The sequence below is a fragment of the Streptomyces sp. NPDC001858 genome, from assembly GCF_053594615.1.
Genome location: NZ_JBSFEV010000003.1, coordinates 12833 through 31237 on the forward strand (window position 1 = coordinate 12833; position 18405 = coordinate 31237).

The 18405-nt window shown below is 69.0% G+C and carries 10 protein-coding genes; all 10 read left to right on the forward strand.

The genetic code is table 11. From position 1 onward, the window contains the following. Window positions 1–55 precede the first annotated feature (55 nt). The 10 genes from ACWCPF_RS04715 to obgE all read left to right on the forward strand — a co-directional run bounded on the left by ACWCPF_RS04715 (window position 56) and on the right by obgE (window position 18351). Complete coding sequence (locus ACWCPF_RS04715) at window positions 56–502, forward strand: ATP-binding protein (protein ID WP_451043504.1); 447 nt, start codon at window positions 56–58, stop codon at window positions 500–502. 54 nt (window positions 503–556) lie between these two features. Next, window positions 557–1171, forward strand: a complete 615-nt coding sequence (locus ACWCPF_RS04720; protein WP_451043505.1) for a Uma2 family endonuclease — start codon at window positions 557–559, stop codon at window positions 1169–1171. 285 nt (window positions 1172–1456) lie between these two features. Then, window positions 1457–2953 (forward strand): VCBS repeat-containing protein, encoded by a 1497-nt coding sequence (locus ACWCPF_RS04725; RefSeq protein WP_451043506.1) that lies wholly within the window; start codon window positions 1457–1459, stop codon window positions 2951–2953. Between the two features lie 95 nt (window positions 2954–3048). Next, a complete protein-coding gene (locus ACWCPF_RS04730) occupies window positions 3049–4647 on the forward strand; it encodes a VCBS repeat-containing protein (protein ID WP_451043507.1) in 1599 nt (532 codons plus the stop codon). A gap of 116 nt (window positions 4648–4763) precedes the next feature. Next, complete coding sequence (locus tag ACWCPF_RS04735) at window positions 4764–8366, forward strand: LamG domain-containing protein (protein ID WP_451043508.1); 3603 nt, start codon at window positions 4764–4766, stop codon at window positions 8364–8366. A 237-nt stretch (window positions 8367–8603) separates the two neighbouring features. Next, window positions 8604–15497 (forward strand): polymorphic toxin-type HINT domain-containing protein, encoded by a 6894-nt coding sequence (locus ACWCPF_RS04740; RefSeq protein WP_451043509.1) that lies wholly within the window; start codon window positions 8604–8606, stop codon window positions 15495–15497. A gap of 8 nt (window positions 15498–15505) precedes the next feature. Next, on the forward strand, window positions 15506–15943 hold the full coding sequence (locus ACWCPF_RS04745) for an SUKH-3 domain-containing protein (protein WP_451043510.1): 438 nt from the start codon (window positions 15506–15508) through the stop codon (window positions 15941–15943). A 212-nt stretch (window positions 15944–16155) separates the two neighbouring features. Continuing rightward, window positions 16156–16476: a 50S ribosomal protein L21 gene (rplU, locus tag ACWCPF_RS04750; RefSeq protein WP_007381993.1), complete on the forward strand. Its 321-nt coding sequence runs from the start codon at window positions 16156–16158 to the stop codon at window positions 16474–16476. A gap of 14 nt (window positions 16477–16490) precedes the next feature. Continuing rightward, entirely contained in the window at window positions 16491–16748 is a 258-nt protein-coding gene (gene rpmA, locus ACWCPF_RS04755; RefSeq protein WP_363168531.1) for a 50S ribosomal protein L27, read from the forward strand. Window positions 16749–16914: 166 nt separating this feature from the next. Then, window positions 16915–18351 carry a GTPase ObgE gene (gene obgE / locus ACWCPF_RS04760; protein WP_451043511.1) on the forward strand — a complete coding sequence of 479 codons (1437 nt, stop codon included), beginning with the start codon at window positions 16915–16917 and terminating at the stop codon, window positions 18349–18351. Window positions 18352–18405 lie beyond the last annotated feature (54 nt).

An 18405-nucleotide genomic window follows, 5' to 3' on the forward strand; every position in this document is an offset into this window, starting at 1 on the left:
CCCGGTCGGGCCGGAACGTCGAGCGAGCCAACTTCCCCCACCGCAGGAGGCGTTCATGGTCACCGTATCCCCGTCGGAGTGCGAAGCGGTCCCAACTTGGGCGTACGCCCTCCAACTGCCCCATGATCCGCGCGCCGCGCGCATCGCCCGCGTCACCCTCCGGGCCGTGCTCGCCGGACACGGCATGGCGCAACTCCAGGACGCGGCCGAACTGTTGGCCACCGAGCTCGTCACCAACGCCTACCGGCACTCCACCGGCCCGGCCACCCTCCGCCTTCGCGGGCTCGGTCGTGGTCGGCTCCGGGTGAGCGTCTGGGACGCCAACCCCCACATCCCGCCTCCCTTCGGGACGCGGTCCGGGCCCCGCCGTCTACCCGTCCCGGCAGGCCCGAACGCTGAGGCTGGGCGCGGGCTGTTCCTCGTATCGCACTACGCCGAGACCTGGGGTGGGTATCCGCTCGGGGGTGGCGGGAAGCTTTTGTGGTGCGAGGTCGGTGGGTGAGCATGGCCGAGGGGCGGGCGGCTGTCACAGCGTGGCGCTATCGTGCTGACCGTCATGACCGAGCGCCCCACGACCATGGACACCTCTCCGAGCGGACCCTTCGAGGAAATGCTCCGCATCGTCGAGGAACTGGACACGCCTGCCGGCTACAAGGCCGAACTCGTCCGGGGGAAGATCGTCGTGTCCCCGGGGCCGGAACTGCGCTACATGCGAGTCATGAAGTCGCTGCGGCTTCAGCTGGAGCCGCATGTCCCGGAGGGGCACGAGGTGGACGTGGCTCCGATTCTCTTCGCCTTCCCCGGCTCTGGGCGCGCGTGCGGGCCTGACCTGCACGTCGCCGACGAGTCCGCCTTCGACGCCGAAGGTCGGCACGCCGACGGTGCCGCTCTCTCCCTTGCCGCAGAGCTGACGTCCGAGTCCACCAAGGACGTCGACTGGATCGACAAGATGGAGACGTACGGGCGGATCGTCCCCGTGTATTTGCTTCTCGATATGGGGGTCGGGGAGATCAACGTCCTGTGGGATCCGTCTCCCAAGGGGTACCGGTCCCGGACCAACGTTCCCTTCGGGCGGCCCGTGTGGATTCCGGCGCCCTTCGAGTTCGAGTTGGACACCACGGGGTTCCTGCTGACCGGTACCGACACCGGCGACGAGGCCGGTAACTCCTAGTTCGGCATGCCTAGTTCGACGCCCCACGCCCCCACCCGCGCCCCACGCCCACGCCCATCCACCTGTCAAGGCGGTCCGAGCCGGCTGGCGGTCCGGCATATGCCGCGCGTCCGGAAACTAACATGCATCTTCTGTGATTCATGTCATGTTCACGGGAATCTGACAGGTGTTGCATGTGCACTTCATGTAAAGGGATGATCTCTTGACCTTCTTTAGTTCCTCTTTAACTACGGGGCGTCTGTGTCAACGGTGGGGAAAGTGTGGCGGCGTGGATCCGTCACGGTTTTGGCAGGGGTACTGCTGACTTGGGGGCTCGGGTTCGGGGGCGGACCGGCCGCAGCCGCCGTCACCTGTCCCTCGGGTGTCGAGTCGGACTTCAACGGCGACGGGGTCAGGGACACGGTGATAGCCGACCCGGAGGCCACCGTCGGCGGCATGGCCAAAGCGGGTGAGGTGCAGGTCGTCTACGGCGGCGCCAAGGGTGTCCTCACCCTCTCGCAGGCCCTGGACACCATTCCGGGTGTGCCCGAGGTGGGCGACCAGTACGGCTATTCGCTCGCGGTCTACGACGCCGACCTCGACGGCTGCAGCGACTTGGTGGTCGGCGACCCGTACGAGGACATCGGCGCCGTTCCCGACTCCGGCGTCGTGCACGTGATCTACGGTTCCACGAGCGGGCTGAACGCCGGCAAGGCCTCGATCGAGTTCTACCAGGGCACCGGCGCGCGGCTCGGCGGCGGCCCGGAGACCGACGACTGGGTCGGCTACGCGGTCACGGCGGGCAAGACGTCGGCCGGAGTACCGTTCCTGATCATCGGCGTCCCCGGTGAGTCGATCGGTGACATCGAGGACGCGGGCGGCTTCCACTACCTCAGCGGCACGGCGATGACGATGGCCTTCGTCCATCAGAACACCACCACCGCCGGAGACGTGCCCGGATCCGCGGAGCAGGACGACCGCTTCGGTTCCACGCTCGCCGCGACCCCGACCCACTTCGCGGTCGGCACGCCCGGCGAGGCGCTCGGCACCGTCGCCTTCGCCGGCGGCGTGGGCTTCTTCAGCCATGCGCTGACCGCCGACTCCCCGAAGCCGCTCGGCGGACTCGGCCAGGACCAGGACGTCATCTCGGGAGCCGAGGAGGTCGGCGACCAGTTCGGCGCCGCGCTCGCCATGGTCCCGTACCGGGCCTCCGGCGCGACCTCCACCACCGAGTCGCTGCTCGCCGTGGGCGTTCCGGGCGAGGATCTGGCGACGACCGTCGACGCCGGCGCCGTCCAGGTCTTCAAACTCGCCGCCAACGGAACCTTCACCGAGACCGCCTGGATCGACCAGAACACGGCCGACGTGGACCAGGAGGCCGAGGCCGGCGACTTCTTCGGCAAGCGGCTCGCCGCCGTCAACTCCTCCCCGAACGCCACCTCCACCGCCACCACCACCCGGCTCGCGATCGGCGTGCCCGGCGAGGAGTCGTCCGAGGAGCACGCGGAGAAGGGCGGCGTCCAGATCGTTCCGCTGGTCGGCGCGCCCGGCGCCTCCGACAACTGGATCGACCCGGGCTACGGCGCCGGGCCGACGCCCGCGCCGCACATGTTCACCGGCATCTCCCTGGCCGCCACCCCCTCGCTGCTGTACGTCGGTGCGCCCTACGGCCCGGCGGAGACCCGCGCGGTCTACGGCTTCCCCTGGAACGTGGCATCGGGCGGAGCCCCGACCCAGACGATCAAGCCGGGCGAGGGCGGAGTGCCGGCCACCGGCGTCGCCTTCGGAGCCACCGTCCGCTGACCACACCGTCGCGGCCGTCGGACCCGGACGTCCGACGGACGCGACGCCACGCGGGCCAGCAGGTGAAAGAACCACAGAACACGGGGAGGGAACCCATGTCCGCATACGGACATGTGGCGGCACAGCGCTGCGCCGCACCCGGCAGCAGACAGGTGCCGCACACGGGGAGGGCCTGGCGGATCGTTGCCGCCGGACTCATCACAGCACTGTGCGGACTCGGACTCGGAGCCGCCGGCACCCCGGCCGTGGCGGCCGTGGCCTGCACGGCCGGCGCCTCGCCGGACTTCAACGGCGACGGGGTCCGGGACACGGCCATAGCCGATCCCGACGCGACCGTTTCGGGCCATGCGCGGGCGGGCCTGGTCCATGTCGTGCTCGGCGGCGGCAAGGGCGTCGTCGAGATCTCGCAGGACACCGCCAACGTGGCCGACGCGCCCGAGGACGGGGACCAGTTCGGCTTCTCGCTCGCGGTCTACGACGCCAACAAGGACGGCTGCAGCGACCTTGCCGTCGGCATCCCGTACGAGGACGTCGGCACCGTCAAGGACGCGGGCTACGTCCAGGTGATCTACGGCTCGACGACTGCCGTCGGGTCGGAGTTCAACAGCAGGGGCTTCATCCAGGGCGAGACCCAGCCGTTGGGCGGCGGCCCCGAGACCGACGACTGGCTCGGCTACGCGGTCGCGGCCGGCACCTCGACCACCGGATTCCCCTTCCTGGTCATCGGAGTTCCGGGCGAGGACGGCGCGGCCGGCGCCGACATCGGCGTGATCGGCTACGTCTACGGCACCGACTTCCAGGCCGCGTCGGTGGGCCAGGACACCACCGGGGTGTGGGAGGACGCCGAGCCCTACGACCGTTTCGGGGCCTCGATCTCCGCCACCGACCGCCACTTCGTGGTCGGCGCGCCCGGAGAGAGCATCGGAACGGTCAGCTTCGCCGGCGGTGTCGTGGCCTTCAGGCCGTCGATCAACGCCAACGGCATCCCCGACCCGCTCTTCGGCATGGGCCAGGCCCGCACCATCGGAACGAACCCGGACCTGGCCGCCCAGACCGACGACCGGTACGGCGCCGCCCTCGCGATGGCCCCCTACCGTCCGACGGGTGCGGCCACCATCACCGACTCGGTCCTCGCGGTCGGAGTGCCGGGGGAGGACCTCGGTACCACCGTCGACGCGGGAGCGGTGCACGTCTACCACGTCAAGGCCGACGGCACGGTCGTCCTGCTCAACTGGGTCGACCAGAACGTCGAGGGCGTCGAGGGAGACGCCGAGCCCGGCGACTTCTTCGGCCAGGAGCTCGCGGCGGTGAACACCACCACCAACGTGGTGAGCACGGCGGCCACGATGCGCCTCGCAGTGGGCGTTCCCGGCGAAGAGGCCACCGAGGAGGCCCCGGAGGCCGGCGGTGTGCAGATCCTTCCGATGGTCGGGGCGCCCGGCGCCTCGGACGCGTGGATCGAACCGGGCAACGGCATTCCCTCCGGGCCGTCGGCCCGGACGTACGCCGGCCTCGGCCTCGGCTCCAGTCCCTCGCTGCTGTACGTGGGCGTGCCCTACGGACCGGCCGCCGGGCGCGCGGTTCACGGCTTCCCGTGGAACGTGACGTCAGGCGGACCGCCGACCCAGACGTGGAAGCCCGGTGAGGGCGGCATCCCCGCCGGCGGCGCCGCCTTCGGGACGGCGGTCCGATGACAGCCCACGACGGACGACCGGCTTCTCGCAAACAACTTGACGCAACTGATCTGACCAAACGGGAGAGTGGACGCGTGTCCGCAGACACACAGAGACCGAGACCGATACGGCGTGGCGTGCTGCTGCGTGCCGCCGTCGCGGCTGCCGTCACCGGTGCGGTGACGGCCGGGACCCTGGCGGTCCTGCCGGGCGGCGCACCGGCGGGACCGGCACCGGTCGCCGCCGACCAGCCGACGGTGACCGAGCAGCAGGCCATGGCGGTCGCCAAGGAAAGCGGCAAGAAGACCGAGGTCGTGGGGCTGCGCACCGAGCGCCGGGAGATCTTCGCGGAGCCCGACGGCACCTTCACCGCTCGTGAGTACACCGAGCCGGTGCGCACCGTGCAGGGCGGCAAGTGGGTCAAGGTCGACGCCACGCTGGTGAAGCGGTCGGACGGCAGCTGGGGGCCGAAGGCCGCCACCGTGGATCTGACGTTCTCTGCCGGTCAGGCGGGCAAGCCGTTCGTGACGATGCAGCGGGCGGGCCGTGAGTTCGCCCTGACCTGGCCGTACGGCAAGCTGTCGGCGCCCAAGGTCGAGGGGGAGACCGCCACCTACGTCGACGCCCTGCCCGGCGTCGATCTGACGGTGCGGGCCGAGGCGGACGGCTTCGGTCATCTGCTGGTGGTCAAGACGCCGGAGGCGGCTGCCGATCCGAGGCTCGCCCAGCTCGATCTGGGCATGGCGACCGACGGTCTGAAGGTCACCGAGGACGCCTCCGGGGCGATCCTTGCGGAGGACTCCGTCGTCGGCGGCACCGTGTTCCAGGCGGGCAAGCCGACGATGTGGGACTCGGCCGCCGTACAGGAGGCCGTCAGCAGGAAGCAGGGTCCCAAGGCCGTCGCGAAGGCGCTGAAGGCCGCCTCGGCCGGCGCGGACGCGAGCACCACGGCCACGCCCGGACCCGAGGCAGCCGTCGAGCCCGCCCTCGAAGGCCCCGGCGGTGGCGGCCGCGTCGCCCCGCTCGGTGTCGAGGTCGGCAAGGGCAAACTGCGGCTGGTCCCCGACCAGAAGCTGCTGAAGGGCGCGGGCACCGTCTTCCCGGTCGTCATCGACCCGATCCAGCGCACCACGTCACGCACCGCGTGGACGGGTGTCATGTCGGGGATGCCCACCGAGCAGGACTGGAAGTACTCGGGCAGTGCGGGCGTGGGCAAGTGCCCGACCGACTACAACCCGGTCTCCTGCAACGGCGTCAACGCGCGCCGCGTGATGTTCACGATGCCGCTCTCCTTCTACAAGGGGAAGCAGATCCTGGGCGCGACGTTCTCCGCCCGCGTCGAGCACATCTACAGCGCCACCCCGACCGCCGAGCCCATCCGGCTCTACCGGATCGGCGGGGCGAACTACACGCTCAACTCGTCCAGCAACTGGTCGAACACCTCGGACGACTGGGACGACCACATCGGGACCGTCGACAAGGCGATCTCCCCGACCTCCTGCTCCAGCCAGGCCAACCTGCACTTCGAGAGCAATCTGAAGACCAACACCGAGCTGACCAGCGAGGTCGCGGCGGCTGCGGCAGGCGGCTGGAACTCGATGACGCTGGGCCTGCGGGCGGCGGACGAGTCCCGTTTCGCGGAGTGGAAGCGGATCTGCGGCAACGCCTACCTGTCCGTCTCGTACAACAACCTGCCGCGGCAGATCAAGACGTCCGACATGTCCACCGACCCCGGTGGCGTGTGCAAGTGGGGCACGAGCCGCCCCTACGTCGACTCCCTGCCGAAGCTGCGGGCCATCGCGAGCGACCCCGACCACGGCAACGGCCAGACCGACAAGGTGAAGGTCGAGTTCAAGATCGAGTGGGGCGGGACCACCCCGGGCTCGTACACCTACATCACGAAGGACGCGCTCTCCCCGACCACCAACACCAAGTTCGAGCACACCGTCAAGTCGGTGATCCCGCAGAACACCGTCATCTACTGGAGCGCACGCGCCAACGACGGTGACGGCAACGGCCCGTGGAGCTCGGACGGCGACCCCGCCCAGCGCTGCGAGTTCATCTACGACAAGACGTGGCCGGGCAAGCCGAACGTGCTGTCGAAGCAGTACCCGTCCGACACCGTCTACCACGACGGCGTGGGCACCTACGGCACCTTCACCTTCTCGCCGAACCCGAACGACTCCATCCCGGACACCGACGTCGTCAAGTACCAGTACTCCTTCGACGGCGCCGCGCTGACCACCCTCACCCCGGCCACCGGAGGCGGCTCCGTCTCCACCCAGTGGGTGCCGACCCGGGCCGGACGGCATGTGCTCGAGGTGATCGCCATCGACAAGGCGACGCACGCCTCCAGCAACTCGTACGACTTCCTGGTGGCCGAGGGCCGGCCGGTCGTCGGCCAGTGGAACCTCGCCGACGAGGCCGGCGGCGAGGCCCACGACGAGAGCGGCGAGTACTCGGCGACCGCCGGCAGTGCCGTCACGTTCGGCGTGGACGGTCCCGGCGGGAAGGCCGACAAGGCGGCCCGATTCGACGGCACCGCCGAGTCCTACCTCGACACCAGCGAGAGCGTGCTCGACTCCGCCAAGAGCTTCAGCGTCAGCGCCTGGGTCCGGCCCACCGCGCTCGACAAGAACATGTCGGTGATCAGCCAGGACGGCACCGGCGAGCCCGGCTTCACCCTCGGCTACGACGCGTCCGCGCAGACCTGGAAGTTCTCCGTCCCGGTCAACGACGTGGACTCGCTCGGCGAGTGGAAGGCCGTCTCCACCGGAGTCTCTGTGGTCAAGGACCAATGGGTGCTGCTCACCGGCGTCTACGACGCGCAGAAGACCGGCGGTCCGCAGCTCCAGCTCTACATCAACAAGGACCTGAAGGCGTCCGTCGCACGGCGCTCCACCTGGAAGTCGTACGGTCCGCTGCAGATCGGCCGGTCCACGGCCAAGAGCGGCTACCGCGACAACTTCACCGGTGACCTCGCCGAGGTCCGCGTCTTCGACCGCGTCGTCCTGGCGACCGAGGTCGCCGAGCTGATGACCGTCAAGCCGACGCGCAAGGGCTACTGGCAGCTCGACGACGCCAGCAACGGCGCCTCCGCCGAGACCGGCGGCGGCCAGGCCCTCACCCTGGCGGGCAACGCGTCCATCTACCGCCCCCTCGACCCGCTGTTCGACCCGGCCGCCCTGGTCGGCGACGGCAACCTGGTCCTGGACGGCGACGGGGACTACGCGTCCACCGCGACCGCCCCGGTCGTGGGCAACACCAGCTTCACCGTGTCCGCCCGCGCCCAGCTCACCTCGCTGGACCCGGCGAAGTCGCAGACGGTGCTGTCCCTGCCGGGCGCCAACGCGAACCGCTTCCAGGTCCGCTACCAGGCGAGCACCGGGCTGTGGGAGCTCGTGGTCGCCAAGTCGGACGTGGCCACTCCCGCGATCGTCACCTTCGCCGACGACCAGGAACTGCCCGACACCGGTGGCTCCGGCCAGCACCTGGCGGTGGTCTACGACGCCTTCGCCAACTCGATCCGCCTGTACGTGGAGGGTCAGCTCGTCGCCGGCGCCTACGGCGTGGAGAACACCCTGTGGTCCGCCACCGGCGGCCTTCAGGTGGGCCGTTCGCTGCGCGGGGCGAGCGAGTACTTCGCCGGCGCGATCGACGAAGTCCGCGCCTACAGCGGGGCCGCCGATCAGATCGCCGTGCAGCAGATGGCCGCGCTGACGGCCGTCAGCGATATGTGACAGGAGCTCAGCTCTGAGGTGTGCCGGGTCCTTTCAGGGCCCGGCACACCTGTCCTGCCGACCAGCTTCTTTCTCCTTTCTTTCATTCCGTTCTCCTTCATTCCGTTCTCCCTTCGATCAGGAAGTTGCCGAATGTTTTTGCGTGGCCGCTCTCTGAGCCGCCGCATGCCCAGACCGGCGTATGCCGCGACAGTGCTCGGGCTTACGCTCGCGCTGTCTGCGTCGTCGGTTCAGGCATTGGCGCTCGACGACGGCGACCGGGGCCGCACCAGCAGTCCCGGCGTCCAGGACGACGGGGATCCCGCCAAGGGGTCCGCCGCGAAAGCGAAGTCCCGTCCCTCCGACCCGGCGCGCAAGGCCGCGGTCAAGGGCCTCGACAAGGCGGTGTGGCCCAAGCAGGGCGGCGCCGAGGTGAAGCTGGGGGCGTCGGCGGAGGCCGGCGGCTTGCCGATCACGGTCGGCAAGCCCAAGGCCAAGACGACGGCCAAGGGCAAAGCCAAGGCCGAGGCACTGGACGTCGACAAGGTGCGCGTCGACGTCCTCGACCCCCAGCGCGCCGCAACGCTCGGCGCCGGAGTCCTCCTCGGCGTCGAGCGCGCCGACGGCGAGGACCAGGCCGCCAAGGTCCGACTGACCGTGGACTACTCGGAGTTCGCCGAAGGCTTCGGCGGCTCCTACGCCTCACGTCTCCAACTGGTCCAGCTCCCGGCCTGCGCCGCGGTCGCCACGCCGGGCAGCAAGGCCTGCCCCGAGCTGCCCAAGGCGCTCGCCACGGTGAACGACGTGAAGACGGGCACCGTCTCCGCAGACGTCACCGCCGCACCGGCCCCCGCCGAGGGCGTCTCGACGATGGCGGGCACCGCGACGTCCCTGGTCGCGGTCGCCGCCGGCCCCTCCAGCGCGCAGGGCACGTACAAGGCCACGGCGCTCGCTCCGTCGGCCAGTTGGAGCGTGGCCACCTCGTCCGGAGCATTCAACTGGAACTATCCCTTCCGGTCCGTCCCGACTCCCGGCGGCCTGACCCCCACAGTGGGCCTCGGCTACTCCTCCCAGTCGGCGGACGGCCGTACCTCGGCGACGAACAACCAGGGTTCCTGGGTCGGTGAGGGCTTCTCCTACGACCCCGGCTACATCGAGCGCCGCTACAAGCCCTGTTCCGAGGACGGTCACGACGCTTCCGGCGAGCAGTGCTGGGCGTTCGAGAACGCGACCATCATGCTCAACGGCTCGGCCGGCGAGCTGGTGAAGGACGACACCACCGGCAAGTGGCACATGTCCTCCGACGACGGCTCCAAGGTCGAGCGGCTGACGGGCGCCACCAACGGCGACGAGGGCAGCGCCGACGACAAGGGCGAGCACTGGAAGGTCACGACCTCCGACGGGACCGAGTACGTCTTCGGTCTGAACCGGCTGCCGGGCTGGGCGACGGGCAACGAGGAGACCAACTCGGTCTGGACGGCTCCGGTCTTCGGCGACGACGCTGGTGAGCCCTGCTACAACGCGACGTTCACCAGCGCCAACTGCCAGCAGGCGTGGCGTTGGAGCCTGGACTACGTGAAGGACACGCACGGCAACGTGATGTCCTACTTCTACGACCGTGAGACCAACTACTACGCGCTGAACGGCAAGACGGACGTCAACGGCACCGCGTACCACCGCGGCGGCTGGCTGAAGCGGATCGACTACGGTCAGCGGGACGGCAGTGCCTACGCGGCGAAGGCTCCGGCCCGGGTCGTCTTCAACACCGCCGAACGCTGCCTGCCCACGGCCGACTTCGACTGCGCCGAGAGCAAGCGCACGAAGGCGAACGCTGCTTACTGGCCGGACGTCCCGGTCGACCAGGAGTGCAAGGCAGCCACCAAGTGCACCTCGCCCGTCCAGACGTTCTTCACGACGAAGCGGCTGACGTCGGTCGTCACGCAGATGCGCAAGGACGCCACGACCTACCAGGACGTGGACGCCTGGAGCCTCACCCACCTGTTCACGGACAACGGCGACGACTCCAAGACGCTGTGGCTGTCGAAGATCGAGCACGAGGGCCGCGTCGGGACGGCGGTGAAGCTGCCGTCCGTCGACCTGTTCGGCGAGCAGCTCGCCAACCGCGTCGACGCGATCGGCGACAACATCGCCCCGTTCTACCGCTTCCGCCTCTCGATGGTCCTCAGCGAGACGGGCGCGCAGCTCGACGTCACCTACGCGCCGACCGACTGCACCAAGGCCTCGCTCCCCAAGCCGGGCGAGTCGGTCAAGCGCTGCTATCCGGTGAAGTGGGCCCCGCCGGGCTACACCGACCCGATCACGGACTGGTTCCACAAGTACGTCGTGTCGGCGGTCATCGAGACCGACCGCACCGGCGGCAGCGACGGCATGGTCACGCGTTACGACTACCAGGGCGACGCGGCCTGGCGGAAGGCGAAGCCGGACGGCATCACCGACGCCAAGTACCTGACCTGGGGCGGCTGGCAGGGCTACGGCAAGGTCAAGGTCACCAGCGGCAGCTCCGATGCGCAGAAGACCCGCGTCGACTACACGTTCATGCAGGGCATGGACGGCGACAAGGACGCGGACGGCAATACGCGCTCGGTCACGGTGAAGGACTCCACGGGAGCCTCGTACACCGACGAGGAGGAGTTCACCGGCCAGGAACTGGAGGTCGCCACCTACGACGGCGCCAAGCTGGTCGCCAAGTCCATCCAGACTCCGTGGAAGCACTACACGGCCACCCAGACCCCGAGCTGGGGCACGACCCATGCGGTGATCGTGCGCTCCCAGACGGGACGTGGCTTCAACCTGCAGTCGGACGGGACCTGGCTGGAGACGAAGTCCACCACCACCTACGACACGGCGAACGGCACCGGCCGCGTGCTGACGGTCGACGACCAGGGCGACGTCTCCACCGCCAAGGACGACACCTGCACGCGCACCACGTACGCGGACAACACGGCCAAGAACTTCCTGGCGCTGCCCGCGCGCAGCGAGTCCGTGTCCGTGAAGTGCGCGACGACGCCCGACCGCAAGACCCAGGTTTTGGCGGACGAGCGCACCTCCTACGACGGAGGGGCCTTCGGAGCGACCCCGACCAAGGGTGACGCGACGAAGACCGAGCGGCTGACGTCGCACAACGGCACCACGGCCACGTACCAGGTCACCGGCGTGACGACCTACGACGCCTACGGCCGACCGCTGACCCAGAAGGACGCCAAGCAGGTATCGACGACGGAGCAGACGAAGACCGTCTACACCGAGACCAACGGCCTGCTGTCGAAGACGACCGTCACCAACGCCCTGGGCCACAACACGATCACCGACTACGCCCAGGCCTGGGGCATGTCGACCGGTCAGACCGACCCCAACGGCCAGCGGACCGAACTCGCCTACGACGCGCTGGGCCGGCTGACCTCCGTCTGGCTGGCGGACCGGGCGTCCACCCAGACGCCGAGCATCAAGTACTCGTACAACGTCCGCAAGGACAAGGTCACCTCGATCAAGACGGAGAAGATCGAGAACGACGGCAGCTACGGCGCCGAGTACCAGCTGTACGACAGCATGCTCAGGCCGCGCCAGATCCAGACCGAGGGCGTGGACGGCACGCGCATGGTCGCCGACACGTGGTACGACGGCACGGGCAACGTCAGAAAGACCAATGCCACGTACAACGCGGCGGCAGCCGCCTCGGAGGAGCTGCTGCTCGTCAGCAACGGCCAGGTCGGCCAGCAGAGCCTCATGGAGTACGACGGTCTGGGCCGGCCGACCGCGCAGATCTTCGCCGTCTCCGGCGCTGAGCAGTGGCGGACCACGACCACCTACAACGGTGAGCTGACCAGCGTCGACCCGCCGACCGGCGGCGTGCCCACCACCACGGTCACCAACGGCCAGGGCAACGTCAGCGAGATCCGGAGCTACCGCGGCGCGTCACCGGCCGCAGGCGTGCCCTACGACTCGACGAAGTACACGTACAACGTGGCGGGCAACCTGGAGTCCGTCACGGACGCCAAGGGCAACGTGTGGCGCTACGAGTACGACCAGCTGGGCCGCAAGACCAAGTCGATCGACCCGGACGCGGGCACCTCGCGCACCGAGTACGACGAGCTGGACCGGCCGAGCGTCACGTACGACGCCCGTGAGCAGAAGGTGACCACGGTCTACGACAGCCTCAGCCGGGTCCTGACGACCTGGCAGGGCGACTCCGGCACCGGCACCAAACTCACCGAGACCCGGTACGACAAAGCGGGCTGGCTGGGGCAGGCCTACGGCTACTTCAGCTATCTCTCACCGACGGACTACTTCGCCAGCGCCGTCCAGTCCATGGACGAGTTCTACCGCCCGCTGAAGACCGCCTATCAGGTCCCTGCCTCCCAGGGATCCCTGGCGGGCACCTACGTGTTCAGCGCCGCGTACAACCGAGACGGCACCGTGCAGAGCACGGGCCTGCCGGCCATGGGCGATCTGCCGGCGGAGGTGCTCACCTACGGGTACGACAGCCTCCAGCGTCCGACGACGATGACGGGCAGCACCTCGTACGTCACCAACACCGTCTACTCCGGCAAGAGCCTCGTGCAGCAGCTGGAGCTGAGCACCGGCAGCGGCAAGAAGGTCTGGCAGACCTACAACTACGAGAAGGGCACCGATCGGCTGACCCGTTCGCTGGTCGACGTCTACGGTGCGACCGCCCCGGCGAAGGACTCGCGGTACTCCTACGACCAGGCGGGCAACGTCCTGTCGATCGCGGACACGGCGAACTCCGCTTCGCCGGATGTGCAGTGCTTCGCCTACGACAGTCGTCAGCGACTGCAGGACGCGTGGACGCCGTCGGCCACCGCGACGACTGCGGCAGGTTCCGGAACCCGTGGCTCCACCACCCCGGTGGACGGTACCGGGCCCACGGCCTGTGACTCCGCCGCCGGTTCGAGCGCGCTGGGCGGTCCGGCTCCGTACTGGAAGTCGTACGAGACGGACGCGATCGGCAACCGCACGTCCGAGGTCAACCACGACACGTCACTGAACGCGGCGAACAACATCACCCGCAGCTACGAGTACGGCGGCGCGGGCGTGCTCGGCGACGGACCGCACCAGGTCACCAAGGTCACCGAGCAGACCCCGACCGGCGCCCGGCAGTCGTCGTACGAGTACGACGACGCGGGCAACACCACCAAGCGCGTCATCGGCGGCAACGCCCAGTCCCTGGCGTGGAACATCCAGGGCAAGCCGACCGAGGTCACCGAGGCGAACGGCTCGAAGACGAGCTACGTCTACGACGGTTCCGGCAACCGCCTGGTGCGCAAGGACCCCTCGGGTACGACGGTCTACCTGCCCGGCACCGAGCTGAAGCTGTCGGCCGACGGCACCAAGAAGGAGACGACCCGCTACTACGAGTTCGTCGGCCAGACCGTCGCCGTCCGCAGCGCCGCGAAGGTGTCCTTCACGGCCGCCGACCACCACGGCACGGGCGAGCTGGCGATCGACGCTGCGACCGGCGTGATCTCCCAGCGCCGCTTCGACCCCTACGGCGTGGATCGCGGCGTCAAGGTCGGGGTCTGGCCCGGTGAGAAGGGCTATGTCGGCGGCACGATCGACGCCTCGACCGGCCTGACCCACCTGGGCGCACGGGAGTACGACTCCACGATCGGCAAGTTCATCTCGTCCGACCCGGTCATCGACTACACGCAGCCACAGCAGATCAACGGCTACGCGTACGCGAACAACTCGCCGGTCACGCACGCCGACCCCAGCGGCATGATCATCCCGGAATGCCGGGAGGGGCTGATCGAGTGCAGAGGCGGCCAGCCGTACTTCCCGAAGACCGAGGAGGAGCAGGCCCAGTCGGACTACGACCAGGCTTCCCGTAACGTCTCGCAGGCCCAGGGGCAGCAGTCCGCGGCCAAGCAGCGCATCAAGTCCGCGGGCAAGGCCCTGGTCAAGATCGCGCGTGACATCCTCGGTGTGGACGCGGCCCTGGACTGCATTTCCACCGGTGACGTCGGATCCTGCGGCGAGACCCTGCTGAACGTCGCCGGCAGCTTCGCGGGCGGCCTGGCGGGCAAGATCCTCGCCAAGTACGGCGCCCCCTGGAACTGGGCCAAGGGCATCAAGCTCGCCAAGCGGGTCGCCGGCCTGGTCGGCGATCTCATCGGCGGCGTCAAGGGCCTGTGGAACGCCGGCAAGGCGGTGAGCAAGGCCCAGGCGGGGCTGGTCAAGGCCGGGGACAAACTCAAGGACGCCAAGAAGCGGGCGGCCGAGGCCCTCAAGAAACGGAAGAAGAACGAGGAGAGCGGTTCCTGCCCGGTCAACGGGAAGCACAGCTTCCTGCCCGGCACCAAGGTCCTGCTCGCCGACGGCAAGACCAAGCCGATCGAGAAGGTGAAGCTCGGCGACAAGATCGCCGCCACCGATCCGAAGACGGGTGGCACGACGGTCCGCGAGGTCGTCGGCACGATCGTCACCGAGGACGACAAGCACTTCGTCGACCTGACGATCAAGGGCGAGTCGACTGCGCCCGAGTCGCTGGTCTCCACCACGACCCACCCCTTCTGGTCCGAGTCCGCACAGACCTGGATCGAGGCCGGCGACCTGAAGCCGGGCATGCGCCTGCACGCGGCGAACGGCGACACGGTCGAACTCACGGCCGTCCGAGCCTTCGACGAGCGTCAGCGCACGCACGACCTGACGGTCGAGGATGTGCACACGTACTACGTGCACGCGGGGGCGACTCCGCTGCTGGTGCACAACTGCGGTACCGAGAACGACCCCGTGGCAGCCGTCATGGCCGAGGCGGATCGCGTCGCGGACATGTCCAACAGCAAGCGGCCCGAGGTGATCGAGGCACTGCAGATCGGCGAGCAGAAGCCGCTGATGGCGCACAGCGACGGAGGCGTCGGGGATCGAGCCGTGCATCCTCAGGTGCAGTCGGTTCTCGACAGCATCCCCGCCGACGCCCAGGGCAACAACCACGGTGGATGCGGCTTGGTGGAGTGCCTCACGCAGGCCTTGAACTCGGGCCAGGACCCCACGGGAGCCTCTGCGGCCGCCGTGCGGGGACGGGCCAGGGCCAACAAGAACTTCCAGGTGGGCATCGGTCCGTGCGACAGCTGCAAGGTGCTCGTCGAGCACTGGAACATCGAGTTCTTGACATGATGAGGAACATGCCGAGATTTTCATCCGAAGCGGAGGACGTGCTGCGTCGCTCCGGCTGGTTTCCCGGTCGACGGGCCGACATCCAGTCCTGGAAGGAGCTGCTTCCCGGTCTGTCCTGGCATGCGGCCGCCGAAGGGTTCCTGGCGGAGTTCGGCGGTCTGTCGGTCGACGTCAGCGGGCCGGGTGTCAGCTGCGCCCGGGAGCCGTTCGAGATCGATCCGGAACTGGCCGTGGGCGAGGAGGACCGGTTCGAGGACCTGTCCGAGCGCTTCGGCCGCCGGTTCCTCCCCCTCGGGGAGGTCGGGACGGAGTTCTTCCTGGGGATCGACGAGGACGGCGTTCTGTACCTGCTGGCTGCCTGGGCGTTCCGACTGGGCCCCTCGGACGAGGCACTGGAGAACCTGATCAGGGGCGTGAAGTCGGAGAAGATGCAGCTTCCCGGCTGAGCGTGCAGTACTGAGGCCACGGGGCCCGGTTTGACCCCTCAAGCCGGGCCCCGTAGCCTTGACCCTCGGCGTGTCGATTGACCTGCCACATCCTCGTAAACCCTCTTCCTCCCGGGTACCGGTACCTCGGTGGTCGGGAGAGGCCGCCCGTGTTCGTTCCCGGGTGGCTGGACTGCGGGGATGCCGTCCCAGAGCGAGAGAGTGAGATCCGCGTGTACGCCATCGTGCGCAGCGGTGGTCGCCAGCACAAGGTTGCTGTCGGCGACATCGTTGAGGTTGACAAGATTTCCACTGCCAAGGTTGGCGACACGGTCGAGCTCTCGACCCTGCTCGTTGTCGACGGCGACGCTGTGACCAGCGACCCGTGGGTGCTGGCCGGCATCAAGGTCCAGGCCGAGGTCGTGGACCACCACAAGGGTGTCAAGATCGACATCCTTCGCTACAAGAACAAGACCGGCTACCGCCGTCGTCAGGGCCACCGCCAGCAGTACACGGCGATCAAGGTCACTGAGATCCCCGCGGCTGCGAAGTAAGGGACTGAGGAGACATGGCACACAAGAAGGGCGCATCGTCCACCCGGAACGGTCGCGACTCCAATGCCCAGCGGCTCGGCGTGAAGCGCTTCGGCGGTCAGGTCGTCAACGCGGGTGAGATCCTGGTCCGCCAGCGTGGCACCCACTTCCACCCGGGCGCCGGTGTCGGCCGCGGTGGCGACGACACGCTGTTCGCCCTCGAGGCCGGTTCGGTGCAGTTCGGCACCCACCGTGGCCGCAAGGTCGTGAACATCGTTCCGGTCGCTGCCTGAGCCCAGGGCTTAGACACAGACCGAACATTTCGCGAGGCGGACCTCACTTCCCTTCCGGGAAGGCGGGTCCGCCTTTCGCGTGTTAGAGCAGTAGACAGAGCAATAGCTGGACCCCCGACGTTCTTCGTCCGGACCCTGACGTTTTCGTAGTGCTGGAGGCACCCACATGACCACCTTCGTGGACCGCGTCGAACTGCATGTCGCCGCGGGTAACGGAGGCCACGGCTGTGCCTCCGTCCACCGTGAGAAGTTCAAGCCGCTCGGTGGCCCCGACGGGGGCAACGGCGGCCGTGGCGGCGATGTGATCCTGGTCGTCGACCAGTCGATCACCACGCTCCTCGACTACCACCACAAGCCTCACCGCAGCGCCACCAACGGCAAGCCCGGCGAGGGCGGCAACCGCTCCGGCAAGGACGGCCAGGACCTGATCCTGCCGGTCCCGGACGGCACCGTGATCCAGGACAAGGCCGGCAACGTGCTGGCCGACCTGGTCGGGCACGGGACGTCCTACGTCGCCGCCCAGGGCGGCCGCGGCGGCCTCGGCAACGCGGCGCTGGCCTCGGCCCGCCGCAAGGCGCCCGGCTTCGCGCTGCTCGGTGTGCCCGGCGACCTCCAGGACATCGTCCTGGAGCTGAAGACGGTCGCGGACGTGGCTCTCGTCGGCTACCCGAGCGCCGGCAAGTCGTCGCTGATCTCCGTGCTGTCCGCCGCCAAGCCGAAGATCGCGGACTACCCGTTCACCACCCTCGTCCCGAACCTGGGCGTCGTCACGGCCGGCTCCACGGTCTACACGATCGCCGACGTGCCGGGCCTGATCCCGGGCGCCAGCCAGGGCAAGGGCCTCGGCCTGGAGTTCCTGCGCCATGTCGAGCGGTGCAGTGTGCTCGTGCATGTGCTGGACACCGCGACCCTGGAGTCCGAGCGCGACCCGCTCTCCGACCTCGACATCATCGAGGAGGAGCTCAAGCAGTACGGCGGTCTCGGCAACCGGCCGCGGCTCGTGGTGCTGAACAAGATCGACGTACCGGACGGCAAGGACCTCGCCGAGATGGTCCGCCCGGAGCTGGAGGAGCGCGGCTACCGCGTCTTCGAGGTGTCCGCGGTGGCCCACATGGGCCTGAAGGAGCTGTCGTTCGCCCTCGCCGAGATGGTGGGCGCGGCGCGCGCGGCCAAGCCGAAGGAGGAGGCGACCCGGGTCGTCATCCGTCCGAAGGCGGTCGACGACACCGGCTTCACCGTCACGCTGGAGGAGGACGGCCTGTTCCGCGTCCGGGGCGAGAAGCCCGAACGCTGGGTGCGGCAGACCGACTTCAACAACGACGAGGCCGTCGGCTACCTCGCCGACCGGCTCAACCGCCTCGGTGTGGAGGACGCGCTGATGAAGGCGGGCGCCCGCGGCGGCGACGGCGTGGCCATCGGCCCCGAGGACAACGCGGTCGTCTTCGACTGGGAGCCGTCCCTGACGGCCGGCGCCGAGATGCTCGGCCGCCGCGGCGAGGACCACCGTTTCGAGGAGCCGCGTCCCGCGACCCAGCGCCGCCGGGACAAGCAGGCCGAACGCGACGAGGCGACTCAGGAGTTCGAGGGCTTCGAGCCCTTCTGATGTCCGTGCCCCGACGAGGCCGTCTCCCACAGGGGGCGGCCTCGTCGGCTGTTC